At 38.6% G+C, this 16,410-nt stretch carries 15 protein-coding genes; 5 read left to right on the forward strand and 10 right to left on the reverse strand.

All coding sequences use genetic code 11. From position 1 onward, the window contains the following. Positions 1-2: 2 nt before the first annotated feature. From VNN39_RS09150 to VNN39_RS09160, 3 genes are read right to left on the reverse strand one after another with little or no spacing between them, the layout of a single operon-like run. A complete protein-coding gene (locus VNN39_RS09150) occupies positions 3-1,088 on the reverse strand; it encodes a DUF871 domain-containing protein (RefSeq protein ID WP_338997565.1) in 1,086 nt (361 codons plus the stop codon). Positions 1,089-1,103: 15 nt separating this feature from the next. Further along, positions 1,104-1,364: a hypothetical protein gene (locus VNN39_RS09155; protein ID WP_061413189.1), complete on the reverse strand. Its 261-nt coding sequence runs from the start codon at positions 1,362-1,364 to the stop codon at positions 1,104-1,106. After that, positions 1,361-2,671 (reverse strand): PTS sugar transporter subunit IIC, encoded by a 1,311-nt coding sequence (locus VNN39_RS09160; protein ID WP_213496524.1) that lies wholly within the window; start codon positions 2,669-2,671, stop codon positions 1,361-1,363. Before VNN39_RS09160 ends, VNN39_RS09155 begins: the two co-directional genes overlap by 4 nt. Before the next feature lie 243 nt (positions 2,672-2,914). Here VNN39_RS09160 and VNN39_RS09165 point away from each other — a divergent pair, with 243 nt between their 5' ends. Further along, positions 2,915-3,601 carry a GntR family transcriptional regulator gene (locus VNN39_RS09165; RefSeq protein ID WP_338997570.1) on the forward strand — a complete coding sequence of 229 codons (687 nt, stop codon included), beginning with the start codon at positions 2,915-2,917 and terminating at the stop codon, positions 3,599-3,601. A gap of 42 nt (positions 3,602-3,643) precedes the next feature. Here VNN39_RS09165 and VNN39_RS09170 read toward each other — a convergent pair whose 3' ends face one another. Then, the gene (locus VNN39_RS09170; protein ID WP_096368349.1) at positions 3,644-4,375 is read right to left on the reverse strand and encodes an epoxyqueuosine reductase QueH; all 732 of its coding nucleotides are present in this window, start codon (positions 4,373-4,375) and stop codon (positions 3,644-3,646) included. Between the two features lie 264 nt (positions 4,376-4,639). Between VNN39_RS09170 and VNN39_RS09175 the strand changes: the two genes are divergently transcribed. The 3 genes from VNN39_RS09175 to gatD all read left to right on the forward strand — a co-directional run bounded on the left by VNN39_RS09175 (position 4,640) and on the right by gatD (position 7,164). Next, entirely contained in the window at positions 4,640-4,759 is a 120-nt protein-coding gene (locus VNN39_RS09175) for a putative holin-like toxin (protein WP_269843657.1), read from the forward strand. A gap of 264 nt (positions 4,760-5,023) precedes the next feature. Then, the gene (gene murT / locus VNN39_RS09180; RefSeq protein WP_096368350.1) at positions 5,024-6,373 is read left to right on the forward strand and encodes a lipid II isoglutaminyl synthase subunit MurT; all 1,350 of its coding nucleotides are present in this window, start codon (positions 5,024-5,026) and stop codon (positions 6,371-6,373) included. Next, a complete protein-coding gene (gene gatD / locus VNN39_RS09185; RefSeq protein ID WP_096368351.1) occupies positions 6,373-7,164 on the forward strand; it encodes a lipid II isoglutaminyl synthase subunit GatD in 792 nt (263 codons plus the stop codon). Before murT ends, gatD begins: the two co-directional genes overlap by 1 nt. Before the next feature lie 35 nt (positions 7,165-7,199). Here gatD and VNN39_RS09190 read toward each other — a convergent pair whose 3' ends face one another. From VNN39_RS09190 to VNN39_RS09210, 5 genes are all read right to left on the reverse strand, one after another. Beyond that, positions 7,200-9,857: an FtsX-like permease family protein gene (locus tag VNN39_RS09190; protein ID WP_339007085.1), complete on the reverse strand. Its 2,658-nt coding sequence runs from the start codon at positions 9,855-9,857 to the stop codon at positions 7,200-7,202. A gap of 4 nt (positions 9,858-9,861) precedes the next feature. Next, positions 9,862-10,563: an ABC transporter ATP-binding protein gene (locus VNN39_RS09195; protein ID WP_252175839.1), complete on the reverse strand. Its 702-nt coding sequence runs from the start codon at positions 10,561-10,563 to the stop codon at positions 9,862-9,864. Positions 10,564-10,676: 113 nt separating this feature from the next. Continuing rightward, positions 10,677-11,501, reverse strand: a complete 825-nt coding sequence (gene nadE / locus VNN39_RS09200; RefSeq protein WP_252175838.1) for an ammonia-dependent NAD(+) synthetase — start codon at positions 11,499-11,501, stop codon at positions 10,677-10,679. Positions 11,502-11,503: 2 nt separating this feature from the next. Next, the gene (locus VNN39_RS09205) at positions 11,504-11,992 is read right to left on the reverse strand and encodes a GNAT family N-acetyltransferase (RefSeq protein WP_338997578.1); all 489 of its coding nucleotides are present in this window, start codon (positions 11,990-11,992) and stop codon (positions 11,504-11,506) included. Between the two features lie 4 nt (positions 11,993-11,996). Continuing rightward, entirely contained in the window at positions 11,997-13,460 is a 1,464-nt protein-coding gene (locus tag VNN39_RS09210) for a nicotinate phosphoribosyltransferase (RefSeq protein WP_017369594.1), read from the reverse strand. Positions 13,461-13,726: 266 nt separating this feature from the next. On the opposite strand from VNN39_RS09210, the gene VNN39_RS09215 reads away from it, so the two are divergent. After that, positions 13,727-14,314, forward strand: a complete 588-nt coding sequence (locus VNN39_RS09215) for a nicotinate-nucleotide adenylyltransferase (RefSeq protein ID WP_019292561.1) — start codon at positions 13,727-13,729, stop codon at positions 14,312-14,314. A gap of 11 nt (positions 14,315-14,325) precedes the next feature. Here the strand turns inward: VNN39_RS09215 and rnr are convergent, their stop codons facing one another. Then, positions 14,326-16,353: a ribonuclease R gene (gene rnr / locus VNN39_RS09220; protein ID WP_339007287.1), complete on the reverse strand. Its 2,028-nt coding sequence runs from the start codon at positions 16,351-16,353 to the stop codon at positions 14,326-14,328. Positions 16,354-16,410 lie beyond the last annotated feature (57 nt).

Below are 16,410 nucleotides of genomic sequence, written 5' to 3' on the forward strand. Positions count from 1 at the left end.
TTTCATACCTCTTTAAATAAGAATTTACTCCAAGGTTGAATGTAGTCTAATAAAATTAATTCTTCCTTTGCAACAGATCCTACCTTATTTTTCCGAGGATCATAATGGGGTTCCAAAGCAATTTGTAATTCATTTTTATACTTACCAAAAACATCATTTCCAATCAAAATATCGCCTTTTTGGAAAACTTCTTTATTGTCATGGGCTGGATTTACGTTTTTATAATCTTTTCGCGTTTGTGTCGAACGAATCATCTGCTGTGTAATGTCTCCACGTCGGAAATGCTGGTTGTTTAAAACAATATTTTTTTCTATATCGCTTGTTCTCTCTTCAAAGCTTATCGAAAATTCTGTCTGATACCGATTAATCTTGCCCAAACTTTCGATTTCGTCCTCACTTGCATAAGCATTCCCAATAATGACGTCATCAATCAATTCTGTCGCAAAAAGGTGTTTTGCTTGAAGGCTAATTGGTAGATGGCGATGCATTTCCAATGTAGGTAATCCGTCATTAATATCCCACGGCCCTAATTGGGCTGTTTGACTGGTAACAAATGCCGCTGTCCGAATCCCCTGATTTTTAAATCTCTGACTACATTTTTCAAAAAATTCTAAAGGGAGGGCACTTCCTTCTTGCGGATAGAAATTATGGCAGCCATAAATATAAGGTTTATTTGCTTTATAGCTCAATATATTATCCAAGTAAGCCACATCATTACTCATATTTAACTCAATAACTAAGCCAAATGGATTGAACGATAAGTTTGCTTCCTTATTCCCATCAAATCCTACATCTAAGCGTAAACCATCCGCCCCAAGTTGATGGAAAAAGGACAAATCATCATATGAGATAGCAAGTTCATCAAAGATATTAGGGGCAATGTCTAAAATTACTTCGTAATTTAGCATCTTTGCTTCTTTGATAATCTTTGAAAACTTTTCTGCTACTTTTTCTTTCCCTTCTGTTACTTCCAACATTGACATAAAAATACGCTCAAAACCATGTTTATTTCCCAACTTCAAATATGCTAAGTCTTCTTCAAACTTACTATTATCAGGGTAAATGGACATTCCTAATCTTCTAAACATTCTATTTTCTCCTCTTTAAACCTTATCCCACTGATCAACATAGGATTTAAACCGCCACAATAAGAGACAACTGCTCATGATGGTAGCAACCACTGCAAAATACAAGATATGAGTCAAAACAGATAGTGTTAACATCATGATGATAAAAAGTAAAAGCATTGGTATAACTTTAAAAAGTTTGCCTTTCCTTAAAAATTCGGGGACTTTTCCTTTTTCCAAATAAATCATTGCTGTAAGAAATGTTATAAAGGAAACAACTGCAATATCGTAACTCATTTTTCTCCTTCCTTTTCACTTTCCATCAACTGTTTTTCGAATACTTTGAAGAAAGGATAGTAAATAACTAAACTCACAAAGAAATTGACCACAACAAGCACTGCTGCCATAATATGCCAGTTTGTAACCATCATCGCACCAATAGGTGATGGAACAGTAAATACGGTTCGTGAAACTGTCATTGGCACAATATTCGTAATCGTCGCTACATAAGCAATAACTGTCATAACAAGTGGAGATAAGATAAAGGGAATGGCCAAGGTTGGATTCATGACAATAGGGGCACCAAAAATAATCGGCTCATTGATATTAAATATTCCTGGCAAGAAACCAATACGTCCCAGCTCTTTTAAATATGAAGATTTGGAAGTTAAGAAAAGACAAATGAGCGCAAAGGTAGCACCTGCTCCTCCAATCCATACAAACCATTGTAAGAACATTTCCGTAAACATATTAGGCATCTGCGATGCCGGCGTACCCGCAGCAAAAGCATCCATATTTTCAGCGATTGAACTTTCCCAGAATGGACGAATAACAGGACCCATAATGGCAGGACCATGAATACCTAATACCCAAAAGAAACAGATTAAGAATACAGTTACAAGTCCCCCGAGCAAACTATTTCCTGCTAAGAAATCTTGCATTGGCATGATAATATTTGAAAGAGTTGCATTAATATCAAAGCCTATCACATGACGAATCCCCCAAAATAAAAGTAAGTTTGCGCCTGCTGGAAATAAAGCAGCAAAAGAATTGCTTACTTCAGGAGGTACGCCCTCAGGCATTTTGATTGTGATATTTTTTTCTTTCATAAATCTGTATATTTCAACAGAAATAATGGCTGTCACGATAGCTCCAAATAGAGATTGAGCGCCTAATTGAGCGATATTAAGGTAACGTCCTGCGGCCACAACCTGTGTCTGTACCTCCGTGACTTGAACATCCTCAAATAAGCGAACAGGTTGAATACTTGTAGCTAGAAAGCTCATAACAGCTACGATTCCCGCCGTTAATGTGTCTAGCTTATAACTTTGTGCGAGTGCACTTGCAATACCAAATGCTGCATATAATGCCAAGACCCCTACTGTAAAGCGATAAGGAATATCGAGTACTGTCAGATATGGTGTCAGCATTTCTGCTACTGCGGGGATAGGGAAATTCAAGAAAATAACAAAGAACGCTCCCACCAAGGTTAAGGGCAAGGTTGCAATAATCCCTTTTCTAATTGCTAGCATATGGCGCTGCCCGCCAATCCTGTTTGCCATTGGAGAAACTTTTTGCTCCAAAAATGTAATTAATCCGTTCATTAATTTTTCCTTTCTTCTTTTTGAATGAAAACGGTTTCTATTTACTACAGAAACATTATAACATTATAATGTTTATAGCGCAACTGATTTTAAAAATATTGAACTTTCTCTATATTTACTAACTCAACTTTTACTCTATTTCCTTGTAAGTTCAATCTTTAAACATTATATTTTTTCTATTTTTTCCAATATAGTTTATAATGAATAGATGGATTATATTCAGAAGAGAAAAGGAGAAAAAGAATGAAAGGTATCTTGTACCAAGAAATTTCAAATCAATTAAAACATGATATTATTACTGGCAAATACCCGCTAAACTCACTTTTTCCCACAGAAAATGAATTAGTGGAAATGTTTTCTGTTAGTAAAATTACCATTCGGAAAGCAATTGAACTTTTGGTTCAGGAAGGTTACCTCCATAAACAAAGTGGTAAAGGGACAACGATTATTAGTAATCGACCTTTTAACATCCTTAATAATGCTATTCCGTTTACACGCCTCCTTGAAAAGGATGGAATAAATGTTAAAAGTAAAATTATTGAGGTAAAAGAGAGTTCAATGACGGAGCATACATTTGCTTGGCCGTACGTCTATGAAATAACTCGAGTCTATTCCTTAAATGATGTACCCACCATTTATTCTAAGCATTATTTTGCATTAAAGGAAAAAGAAACCTTGGAAATTTTGAGTGATGAGAACTTCTCTCTCTATCGTCTTTTATATGATAAAAGCCTTCCTATTTCACAGATAAAAGATACTTTCCGTGCGATAAAAATTGACGAATCTTTGAAACAATACGTTAACTTTTCCGAGGATTTCGCTCTGCAGCGTAACCGATTTTCCTTTGATCCGAATGGAGGACTGATTGAGTTTACTAAGTTCATTTATGATTCTGAGCGTCAAGAATACTATATTGATTATCTTGTCTAATTAAATAAAAAAAGTTCTTGATTCATTTATCAAGAACTTTTTTTATTTTTTGTCGCCTACTTTATTTATAAATTTTACAGCACTTCTATTAATTTCTTTAAGGTCAATGCCTTGTTGACGTGCTGCAAAGACACAGCCACAATAGCATTGGCGGTAAATATCGTATTCTTTGCACATCTCTACGGAACGTTTCCAGCCGTTGTTTTTCTTAAAGTCACTAGGCAAGTATTGGACAGCATAGATTTTTTGCATATCTAAGCCTATTTCATTTATCAGTTGGCCGTTCTTTTTGGGACTGAGCGTGAGTGCCGAACCAAAATAATCATAACCTAACTCTTGAGCTTTCTCTGCGACAATATCTAAACGCATTTGAAAACAAGCTGTGCAACGCGAACCACCTTCAGGTTCTTCTGCGAGCTGATGTAATTTCACCATCTGCATAAATTTATTCGGTTCATAAGGTGCCGCAATAAATTGAACTTTATTTCCTGTTTTTACATTAAAGTCTTGAACAAAATCAGCCTGCACTTTCTCACGCCTTTCGTACTCGGCACGAGGGTGAATATTCGAATTCGAAAAATAAATTGTCACATCAGCATTTTGACAAAGATATTCTAAACTGTAAGTTGAACAGGGTGCACAACAGGAATGAAGCAGAATTTTGGGACGAAGACCTTCAGCCTCCCAGCTTTCGCGCATTTTTTGATAAACCCGATCATAATTGACCTTTTGATTAGGATTCATCTTTTGCAGAATTTCAGTCGCATTTTTCATGCTTTTATTTTAGCATATTTTGAAGCTTTCTTGCTTGTCGTTTAACACCCACAAAACTCCGTTCTTTCAATTTTGTACTTTTTATATTATACTATGAATAGGAACTCTCAAAACTCCTACACCCCGCTCTTGGCAATGTCCAAGAGCTTTTTGTGTTATAGTCATACTAGAACGCATTTTGAAAGAACAACTCATATGATATAATAAGAAGGTAGAAGTTTATGGACGGTAGCCTTCGGAGGTGATGCTTATGGTAATTTTATCGTGAGCTGGCCTCACAAAAACGAAAGGCGACAATTTTTGTCGATATATGAAACACTCTCATTGATGATTGCATTTGCGTTATTAATGATTACAGTGGTTAATAAAAACGATAAAAAATAACGTCCAACTTTAGCAGGGCAGACGTTATTTTAACATAAATCTTGCTACCGTTCTTAATACGGCTACAGGGGACTTGTTAGCGCAAGTCCTTTTCTTTATACCCATTATAACACCCTGTTCTTCTAAGAGCAAGAAAAACGAAAAAACTACTGAAGTTAGAACACCCCACACAACTTCTTCTTACCTTGTTTATCAGCAAAAAATATCTTTTCCAACGAGAAGTTTATCCTCCTCCACACTGTAATCTATGGTATAATATCATTTATGACTATGAAAACTTCATTCGCAACTTTAGCAGGAAAGAGTTCACGCTTAGTTTTAGAGAAAATCTTTAAGCGTGGAAGTACGCTACCTGGTAAGATTGCTTTAAAATTTGATCCTGAAATTTTAGCTACATTAACAAAAGATTATGAAATTATCGTTGTGACAGGGACCAATGGTAAAACCTTGACCACAGCGCTCACTGTCGGTATACTCGAAAAAGCTTTTGGAAAAGTTGTCACAAATACTTCTGGTGCTAACATGATTACCGGCATTACTGCTACTTTCTTGACAGCACCTAAAGTAAAAAAAGGAAAAAAAGGCTTTGCTGTTCTGGAGATTGATGAAGCATCACTGCCAAAAATCACCGAATACATTAAGCCTTCACTTTTTGTTTTCACAAATATTTTCCGCGACCAAATGGACCGTTATGGTGAGATTTATACAACGTATGACTTTATCGTTAAGGGAGCCGCTAATGCACCTGAAGCCACTGTTCTCCTCAATGGCGATAGCCCACTCTTCCATTCACAGACTTTGATTAATCCCGTCAAGTATTATGGTTTTGACCATGAAAGTCATGCGCCTGAACGTGCGCATTATAATACTGAAGGGGTTGTTTGTCCAGAATGCCATCACATCTTAGATTATAAGCTCAATACTTATGCCAATCTTGGTGACTACATCTGCCAAAACTGTGGTTTCAAACGTCCTGAGCTGGATTACCGTGTTTCTGAGCTCACAGAAATTACCAATACTTCTTCTCAGTTTGTCATTGATAATCATTCTTATAAAATCAATGTGGGTGGACTTTACAATATCTACAACGCTCTTGCTGCTGTTTCTGTCGCTGAATTTTACGGTGTACCTGCTGAAACTATCAAGGCAGGTTTTGAACAATCTAAAGCCGTCTTTGGCCGTCAAGAAACCTTTAAGATTGGCGATAAATCTGCTACTATTGTCTTGATTAAAAATCCTGTCGGGGCGAATCAAGCACTAGAAATGATGAAACTTGCTGATTATCCATTTACCTTGGTTAGCTTGCTCAATGCCAACTATGCTGACGGTATTGACACAAGCTGGATCTGGGATGCTAACTTTGAGCTGGTCCATGACATGGATATTGACCAAATCTTTGTTGGTGGTGTACGCCATAGTGAAATGGCTCGTCGTTATCGTGTTTCTGGATTTGACGAAAGCAAAATTCATGAACTTGAGTCGCTACCACAAATCCTTGATGCTCTCAAAAATGAAGCAGATCAGCACATCTATATCCTAGCAACCTACACTGCAATGTTAGAAATGCGTGAGTTGCTTGCACAAAACAAGATGATTGGAAAGGAGATGCACTAATGGTTTATACTTCTTTAACATCAAATTTAGAAAATCCTAAATACAACCTTCATGTTGCCCATCTTTATGGGGACTTGATGAATACTTATGGTGATAACGGTAACATACTCATGCTTAAGTATGTCGGCGAAAAATTAGGCGCTGAAATGACTTTTGATATAGTTTCCCTTGAAGATAGTTTTGATCAAGATTTTTATGACCTTGTCTTCTGGGGCGGTGGTCAAGATTATGAACAAGAAATCATTGCGGACAGCTTCAAAAATATCACAGCACCACTCAAATCCTATATTGAGGCTGAAAAGCCTATGCTTGCCATCTGTGGCGGCTATCAAATGTTAGGTCAGTACTATATCAATGCTGCTGGCAACAAGATTGACTGTACTGGTATCTTGCCGCACTACACCAAAAACCTTGGCAATGACCGTTTCATTGGCGATATTCAAATTCATAACGAAGAGTTTGGAGAAACTTATTATGGTTTTGAAAATCACTCGGGAATTACCTATCTTGGTGAAGGCGAAAAAGCTTTAGGTAAAGTGGTTTATGGTGGCGGGAACAATCCCGACGATGACACCGAAGGGCTCCACTATAAAAATACATTTGGTACTTACTTCCACGGCCCCATTCTTTCGCGCAATGCACGCTTGGCCTATCGCCTCGTCACAACTGCTTTGTATCAAAAATATGGGCAAGACTTGGAACTTCCGGCCTTCGAGGAAATTCTCGCCCACGAAGAAAAAGGGCAACAAATCACAGATGCCAAACGTAAAGTTGAAAATTACGAACATTAAACTAAAAAACTGTAGAATAAATCTACAGTTTTTTTTTAATCCACAGACTTTAATGCACCCAGCATATCGACATTTTTGAGTTTAAGATGGACGACAATACTTAAGGCTAAAGTTGTAGCTAAGGTAATGAGTGTTGAGAGCAACAGGTTACTCCATAACAGATTAGGATTAAACATAATCATGTCGGTCGGTAACATGGTAATAATCACATGATGAAAGTAAGCTCCCAAGCCAAAGCCAGCTAATATTCCCATAAAGCTCAGTAAAATCGTCTCACGATAAATGTAGAGTGTTACTTCACGATCATAGAAGCCCAGTACTTTAATCGTTGACAACTCTCGAATTCGCTCAGAAACGTTGATATTGGTAAGATTATAAATAACAACGATAGCTAATAGAATAGCACAGCCAATAAGTACAAACATGACGCTGTTGATTCCGTGTAAAAAGGCATCGATTGTATTTTGTAAATCACTATTTTGCGATACAGTGAGCGCCCCAGCATTTCGCATAAAGTCAGCCGAAGCGGCTTGACTTTTAGCCTTTGATGTATCTCGAAGCTTCAAGAGATGCGCATTTGTCTTTATTGGTGCATCAAACAGCTCCTTATATTGGTTTTGATTCATAAAAATATAGTGCCCCATATACATCTCGGTAATGCCTGCAACTTTTATTTTTACTGTTTTATCCTGATCGTTTTTTAACGAAATGGTCTGTCCAACTTTTGCTCCAAGCAATTCTGCCAATTTTTCACTTACTACTGCACCCTCTTTTGGTAAAGACAGCTTCTCTTTACTTACACGATTACGCAGTGTTACAAACTGTTTAAAGTTCTCTTCCTTCTCCGGAACCATTAAACTAATATCCTGACGATTATCGTTAATCGTTTGATGCAGTTGTTCAAAGTGAACTGGAGCGTAAGACTTAATATTGTCTGACTGTAAAAACTGGTCAAGTTCATCTTGCTCCTGTTTATTCAAGTTATCTTGAGAAACCGCAAGCATATTGTAGTGTAAAATTTCGCCAAACTGTCGTTGACTAAGCCCTGAGATAGAATCACGGATACCAAAGCCCATAACAAGAAGTGCTGTACATCCCGCAACCCCAACAATAGTCATCAACATTCGCTGTTTGTAACGGAAAAGGTTACGTGCTGTTACTTTATAAGTAAAGCTCATACGCTTCCAAATCGGCTTGATTCGCTCCAAGAAAATACGCGAACCTGCTTTAGGTGGTTTGGCTAAGAAGAGTGACGCTGGTGCGCCACGCAACTCAGATTGAGCCACCAAATAAGCGGGCAAAACGGTACAGGCAAGCGCAATAACAAAGGAAACAAGCGTCCAGAAAGGTGAGAAAGTCAAAATCAATCCTGAAAATGTAGAGGAAGCCGAATAAGCGTTAAATACCACATGAGGAAGCACAACATGACCTAAAATAACACCTACAGTTGCACCGGCACAGGCTGAAACAGCTCCATATACGATAAATTTTTTCCGAATTTGAGCATTGGTGTAACCCAAGGCTTTAAGTAAGCCCATATTGCCTCGTTCTTCTTCCACGAAACGTGTCATCGTCGTTAAACTTACAAGTACGGCAATCGCAAAGAGCACGACGGGAAAAATGTTTGAGAGGGCATCGATACGAGTGGAATTATCAACAAAGGTTTGATAGCCCGGGTTTCCTTCTTTTCGATTATTTACGGTATATTCTGGAGCTTCAAGCGCTTCTAGTTTATCTCTCTGTTCTTGCAGTTGAGTTTTACTTTCTACAAGTTTTGATTTACCTGTATTCAAACTTTCCTGCAGGGCTTGGAGTTGAGGATTTTCACCAGCTAAAGCTTTTTGTTGATTGAGCACATTCTGTGATTCTTGCAGTCTTATTTCTTCTGCTTTCAGTTTATCCTGGGCTTGATTTAACTGAGCTAGTGGCTCTTCTTTTATCTCCGCTAAACGCTTTTCAGGTTGTCCTTCCAAAAGATTTTTAAGCTTTTGTTGGTAATAGTCTGAGCGTTCCTTAAATTGTGAATCATATGGACTGAGGCCTTGCATGGTTTTGAAACTCAAGCGTGCAATCATATACACATCTGACTGAAAAGCTTCAGGAGGGACCACGGCATAGCCGTTAAGCTGTCCCGTTCCTATATTGGTCGGACCGTATAGACTTTTATCAACAAATTCACTTGATTTGACAAAACCGACCAGCTTTAACTCATGGTTTTTTAGAAGATATGATCCCTCATTTTTTTCTTCAGTTACGCGGATTGTATCGCCAAGCTTATACTTGTCTTGGTAGAGAAAATCAAGGGCAATTTCATTGCTTTTTTGGGGCATTTTTCCTGCAATGAGCTCATAAGTCGAAAGGTTATCTGCTTGCGAGAAAATACGCAAGGATGTTTTCTTATCGGGCAACAAGATATCACGAAAGTAGCCAAAGTCCACCGTTTTGAGTCCATCTGCCTGGCGAATAAGCGCTTGGTCCGATGCATTTAAACCCATTGTTGAAGTAATGCTCAAATCTGCCAAGTGATGCCGCGCATAGAACTCCTCAGCCGTTGCCCTCATATTTGGCCCAGACATTTTTAAACCGACAAAGGCAAAGACCCCCAAAGCCATGAGGGAGAAAATAGATATGAAACGTCCAAAGGATCCAGTAATCGACCGCCTTATACTTTTATTGAGGGTTTTTGTTTTCATCGAATCACCACTCAATCGTTTCGATATCTGCCGGACTGTCGTTGACCGTAATCTCCTTGACTCGACCATCATGGACATGAATGATACGGTCCGCAATTTGACTAATGGCAGCATTATGGGTCACAATAATCACTGTTGCACCCTGAACGCGCGACATGTCCTGCAGTATTTTCAGTACATGCTTACCTGTTTGATAGTCTAATGCTCCGGTTGGTTCATCACAGAGAAGGATTTTAGGATTTTTAGCGATAGCACGCGCAATAGCCACACGTTGTTGTTCTCCCCCTGAAAGTTGTGAGGGAAAATTATCCAAGCGATGACCCAAGCCGACATTTTGAAGAACTTCTACAGGATCAAGCGCATTTTCGACAATCTCTGAAGCTAATTCGACATTTTCCTTGGTCGTCAAATTATTAATCAAGTTATAAAATTGAAAAACAAAACCAACGTCACGTCTACGATAAGTGATCAATTCTTTAGCAGACAACTCAGCAATATTTATATCATCTATTATTACTTGACCTTCATCACTAGAATCCATGCCGCCTAAAATATTCAAAATCGTTGACTTACCCGCACCTGATGTACCTAGGATAACCGCAAGTTCCCCTTTCTCGATTGCAAAGTTCACATGATCATTGGCATAGATTTTTTCTCCACCAGATTGATAAATTTTAGATTCATCTTTTATCTCAATATAGGACATAATATTCCTCCTGTAAGCGTTTATATTACTCTATTATACCATACTCTCAACTCGCATTTTATTGATTTAGGTATAAAAAAACGCCAGCCTAGGCGCTCACGTCTTTTTATATATTATTTCCAAAAATCATCAAAAACGGTAATAGGTAAGTGACGTTTGTGTTCCGTTTTAAGATACCAATTTTCGATTTTTTCTTGTGCCTCAGGGCTGATTGAGCGGCCTTCTGTATAGTTGTCGATATCCTCATAAGTCACGCCCAAAGCAACTTCGTCTGCCAAACCAGGCTTACCATCTTCCAAGTCTGCTGTTGGAACTTTTTCATAAAGAGAAGCTTCGGCACCCAAAGCAGCGAGCAACATTTTACCTTGACGTTTATTGAGACGGAAGAGCGGCAACAGATCAGCGCCACCATCACCAAATTTCGTATAAAAACCAGTAATATTTTCAGCTGCATGGTCTGTTCCCAAAACAGCACCTTGCATCCCACCAGCAATCCCATATTGACTAATCATACGTTGACGGGCTTTGATATTTCCCTTGTTAAAGTCAGAAATCTCCACACCAGTTGCTTCTAAAGCAGCAACTTGAGCATCAACAGCTTCTTTGATATTCACCACTAAACTTTTATCTGGTTTAATAAAGTCCAGTGCTCTTTGCGCATCCTCTTCGTCTGCTTGTGTACCATAAGGCAGACGAATAGCTACAAATGTATAAGCTTCGTTTCCCGTTTCTGCACGCATTTCTTCCATGGCAATCTGTGCCAAGCGGCCAGCCAATGTTGAATCTTGCCCTCCAGAAATTCCTAAAACATAGGTTTTAATAAATGGATATTTCTTTAAGTAGTCTTTGAGGAAATCCACTGATTTACGGATTTCTTCTTGTGCATCGATTGTTGGTTTAACACCTAATTCTTTGATAATTTTTTCTTGTAAAGACATATTCACTCCAAAATTTTCGCCATATAAAATTCATCTACCAACTCATCATTGATTTTAAGAGATTGGCTACGTACACCTTCAATCACAAAACCGTTTGTTTTATAACATGAAATAGCTGCACTGTTGTTCATTGCCACTGTAAGTTCTAGACGCGAAACTTCTTCTTTGCGTGCCCAATCTTCCAATGCTGTAAAGAGACGGCTCGCAATTCCTTGACGACGATAATCTTTAAGCACAGCAATGACAATTTTAGCACAATGTCTATTGCGACGGTAAGTGCCCCGATAGGCAGCTAAGAAGGCAACTAATTCACCTTGATCATTGTCGGCGCCCATCAAAAAGTCCGTTGAGGCAACTTGATTGGCTAATTCATGAAGTTTAGTTTTATGTTCGTCCGGTTCAACCAGCATAAAGTTATTTTCTTGAAAAATTTCCATTTGGAGCTGACCAAACGCTTCAGCATGTCCTAATTCAATATTTTTTATTCTCATAGTATCAATCCAATTTCATTCCAGAAACCTTGGTGCGTACTTGACTAATCAAACGCATCTTATGGTTCCATAATTCTTGTGATAAGTCAACGGGATAAGGTTGGGGATTGAGGTTGCGCTTATATTCATCCCAAAGTTCTGTCAAGTTGGCTTCAGCAAAAGTTTTAATTTCTTCTAAGGTAGGCAAAGGATAAACTTGCTGGCCTTTGACAAAAATTTCTTTAAGTAGAGGTTTGGCAGTAAAGTCACGTACATTTTTATTGATGAAGGTATGCACAGGGTGGAACATATAGATTTCCTCACTCTGGTCTGGTCTTTCCCCATCAAAAGTAATATAATCCCCTTCAGATTTACCGTCACTTTCTCTTGTGATACGCCATATTTGTTTTTTGCCGGGCGTGGAAACTTTCTCTGCATTGCTCGAAAGTTTGATGGTGTCTTGCATTTCGCCCTGATCATCCTCCATAGAGACGAGCTTGTAGACAGCACCAAGCGCAGGCTGATCATAAGCCGTAATGAGTTTAGTACCTACACCCCAAACATCAATTTTCGCTCTCTGCATTTTCAAGTTCAAAATTGTTGACTCGTCCAAGTCATTTGAGGCGTAGATTTTGGCATCAGTAAAGCCAGCTTCATCCAGTTGCTTACGTACTTTTTTTGAGATATAGGCCATATCTCCAGAGTCGATACGGACACCTTGGAAATTGATTTTGTCACCAAATTCACGTGCCACACGAATAGCTGCCGGAACACCAATGTTCAAAGTATCATATGTATCCACAAGGAAGACACAATCTTTATGTGTCTGTGCATAAGCTTTAAAGGCTTCATAATCGTTGCCATAGCTCTGAACTAAAGCATGAGCATGTGTTCCACTTGGTTTAATGCCAAAAATCTTAGCCGCACGCACATTACTTGTGGCATCTGCACCACCAATATAGGCCGCACGTGTCCCCCAAATAGCAGCATCCATTTCTTGGGCACGGCGTGTACCAAACTCAAGCAAAGGATCATCACCAATCACAGACTTGATGCGTGACGCCTTGGTTGCAATCAGTGTTTGGAAATTAATAATATTGAGGACAGCCGTTTCGATAAGCTGACATTCAGCCAGCGGTCCTTCTATCTGAACCAAAGGTTCGTTGGCAAAAACGAGTTCTCCTTCTTGGACAGCACGCACCGTACCTGTAAAACGAAGCTGTGTCAGATAGTCCAAAAAATCCTCAGGATAATCTAAATCACGCAGATAAGAAATATCTGTTTCGGTAAATCTTAGATTGTTCAAGTAGTTAACCATGCGTTCCAGACCTGCAAAAATAGCATAGCCGTTTTCAAAAGGCATTGAACGGAAAAAGACTTCAAAAACAGAATTGCGGTTATGACGCCCAAGCTCCCAATAGGTCTGCATCATATTTATTTGGTAAAGATCTGTATGTAAAGTTAAACTATCGTCTGGATATAGTGACATGGTGATCCTTTTATGAGTGACAAATTATATTCTAACTCTATTTTAACAAAATTTGACGGTAAATTGTATTGTCATCACCTTTATTTACAAATATTCAGGGACATTTCTATCTTCATGTTGAAATTATCTCAATGCTTCTTAAATTCTTCATGAGTTTAAACTCAATAAATTATTATTTTCTTATTTGAAAATGCTCATGTGACTGATGAAAGTGGGCTTTTCTGATATAATATGAAAAGAATTAAAAAGGAGCTATATACCTACTAATGGAACAAGCAAAAAGAAACAAAATAGGAATTCTGGGCGGTAACTTTAACCCGGTCCACTTTACCCATCTGATGATGGCTGATCAGGTCGCTCAACGTCTTGAATTAGATAAAGTTTGGCTCATGCCCGAGGCTCTTCCTCCCCATATTGATGAGAAAAAAACAATCTCGGCTGAGCATCGTGTGAAAATGCTGGAGCTGGCGATTGCAGATAGTCCACGTTTATCACTTGAGTTGGGAGAAGTTGCACGTGGTGGGAAATCTTACACCTATGACACGATGAAGCACCTCACTCAAGCTTATCCAGATACTGATTTTTATTTTATCATTGGTAGCGATATGGTGGAATATCTTCCGAAATGGTACAAGATTGATGCCTTACTTGACTTGGTTCAGTTTGTTGCTGTTCAACGTTCAACTGAAGCTATTGAAAGTCTTTATCCTGTCCAATGGGTGGACTTACCTCTTTCTTTTGCTTCCAGTACTTCTTTACGTAAGATGTTTAAAGATGGAATCGAGCCGGTTTACCTCATGCCTCAATCTGTTATCGATTATATTAAAAAAAATAAGCTCTATCTTGAAGGATAGAACTTTTTTTATTATTCTTCAATAATTTCTTCAAAATCAACGGTTCCCTTACGTTTATTGGCTGAAATGACACGAATTTTTAGGACATCCCCCATACGATAAGTTTTCTCAGATTTTTTACCTTTGAAGATATCTTCTTCTTCATCGAATTCAATGGCTTCTTCAACACCCGTATGAAGATTGACTGTACGAATCAAACCTTGAACCGTATTATCAAGTTCCATGAAAAGGCCAAACTTTTGAACACCAGTTACGGTTGCTGAGTAAACTTCACCGATATGATCTTGCATATACTCCGCTTTTTTCATGGCATCTACGATTCGCTCTGTCACCACTGCACGATGTTCCATGTCAGAAGACTGTTTAGCGATTTCAGGTAAACGTTCTTTCCATTCTTCTTTCGTACGATTTGAGTGATCTTTTGGATAAAGATGAAGCAAACGATGCACAATCAAGTCCGGATAACGACGAATCGGACTGGTAAAGTGAGTGTAGTCTGTCGCAGCTAAACCATAGTGCTGCGTATTTTTTTCCGAATAAAGAGCAGTCGACATCGTGTGGCGTAATTGATATGTCAGTGTTTTTTCAAACGCCGTTCCTTTAATCTCTTCCGCAAAGTAATTCACAGCTTCATGAGAGTTTGAACTCAAGCTAAAGCCAGCATCAGCAGCCTTTTCCATTAATTTAGCAAATGCTTTTTCTTTTGGCTTGTCATGTACGCGATAAAGTGACGGCAATTTTTTCTTTTGGAAATCAAGGGCAACCGTTTCGTTGGCTGCCAACATGAAGGATTCAATCATACGTTCTGCTGTACCACGTTCACGTTTCACAACATCAATCGCATGTCCTTTTTCATCCAAGATAACTTTTGCTTCACTTTCGTCAAATTCGATCATGCCACGTTGATGACGCATCTCTTCGAGTAGTGCATGAAGTTCCCCAGCGATAGCGACAGAATCCACAATTTTAGGGAATTGCTCTAGACTTTCGCGATGTCCTTCTTGCCCTTTATTGAGCATCTTGTTTACTGTTGAATAAGTCATACGATAAGTTGTCTTAATCACAGACGGACCAATCTTATAATTGATAATTTTACCGGAATTATTGATTTCCATCACACAGGACATCGTCAACCGCTCTTGCGCTTCATTTAGTGAACAAAGGTTATTGGACAGCTTAACGGGTAACATTGGCACGACACGATCGGTGACGTAGACAGATGTAGCGCGCGCAAAAGCTTCCTCATCCAAAGGTAAACCATCAGTGACATAGTGAGAAACGTCAGCGATATGAACACCCAGTTCATAATTTCCGTTGTCTAACTTCTTAACATGAATGGCATCATCCAAGTCTTTCGAATCTTCGCCATCAATCGTATAAGTGATTTCTGAGCGATAATCGTCACGCCCTGCAAAATCTTCTTCCGTTAATTCTTCTGGGATTGCTTCGGTCTGAGCCATTGTTTCTGCTGTAAATTCTTGCGGAATTTTCATAGCGCAAAGCACTTCCAAAATATCAATCCCCACATCATCCTTGTGTCCGATAATTTCTAACATTTGTCCTTCAAATGCTTTATTTTCATCGGGATGTTGGGTTACTTTGACACGGACAACATCACCTTCTTGTACTTCAGGCAGCGGTTGCTTGATGTATAAAGGATCTGTGATTTTATCATTGTAGAGTTGAATCGTGCCTTTGTAGCCTGTAAGTTTGCTTTGACGGCTAGATAAGCTTTGATAACTCCCAACAGTTTCCGTCACTGAACGTTTTGTGATTTTGATTATCTGTCCATCTGCACCACGTTTAGCATTTTTTTGATGAAGCACACGAACAAGGACTGTATCTCCATCCATTGCTGATTTGGTAAATTTTGGTGAGATGAAAATGTCATTACTCTTGTCAATCGCATCAAGCGGGTTCACAAAGCCAAATCCCTTCGGATGCTTATGAAAAACGCCTTCAACTTCGTTTTTTTCTGGTGTATTAATAATTAAATCTGATATTTTTGCCATTATTATCTTTCTGTTTTTTAAATCTATCTTTTCTATTATAACACACCCTACAAGACGTCTTTTGTTTTGAAATGTTTTTTAAGC

It is taken from the genome of Lactococcus formosensis, from assembly GCF_037892375.1.
Taxonomy (GTDB): Bacteria; Bacillota; Bacilli; order Lactobacillales; family Streptococcaceae; genus Lactococcus; species Lactococcus formosensis.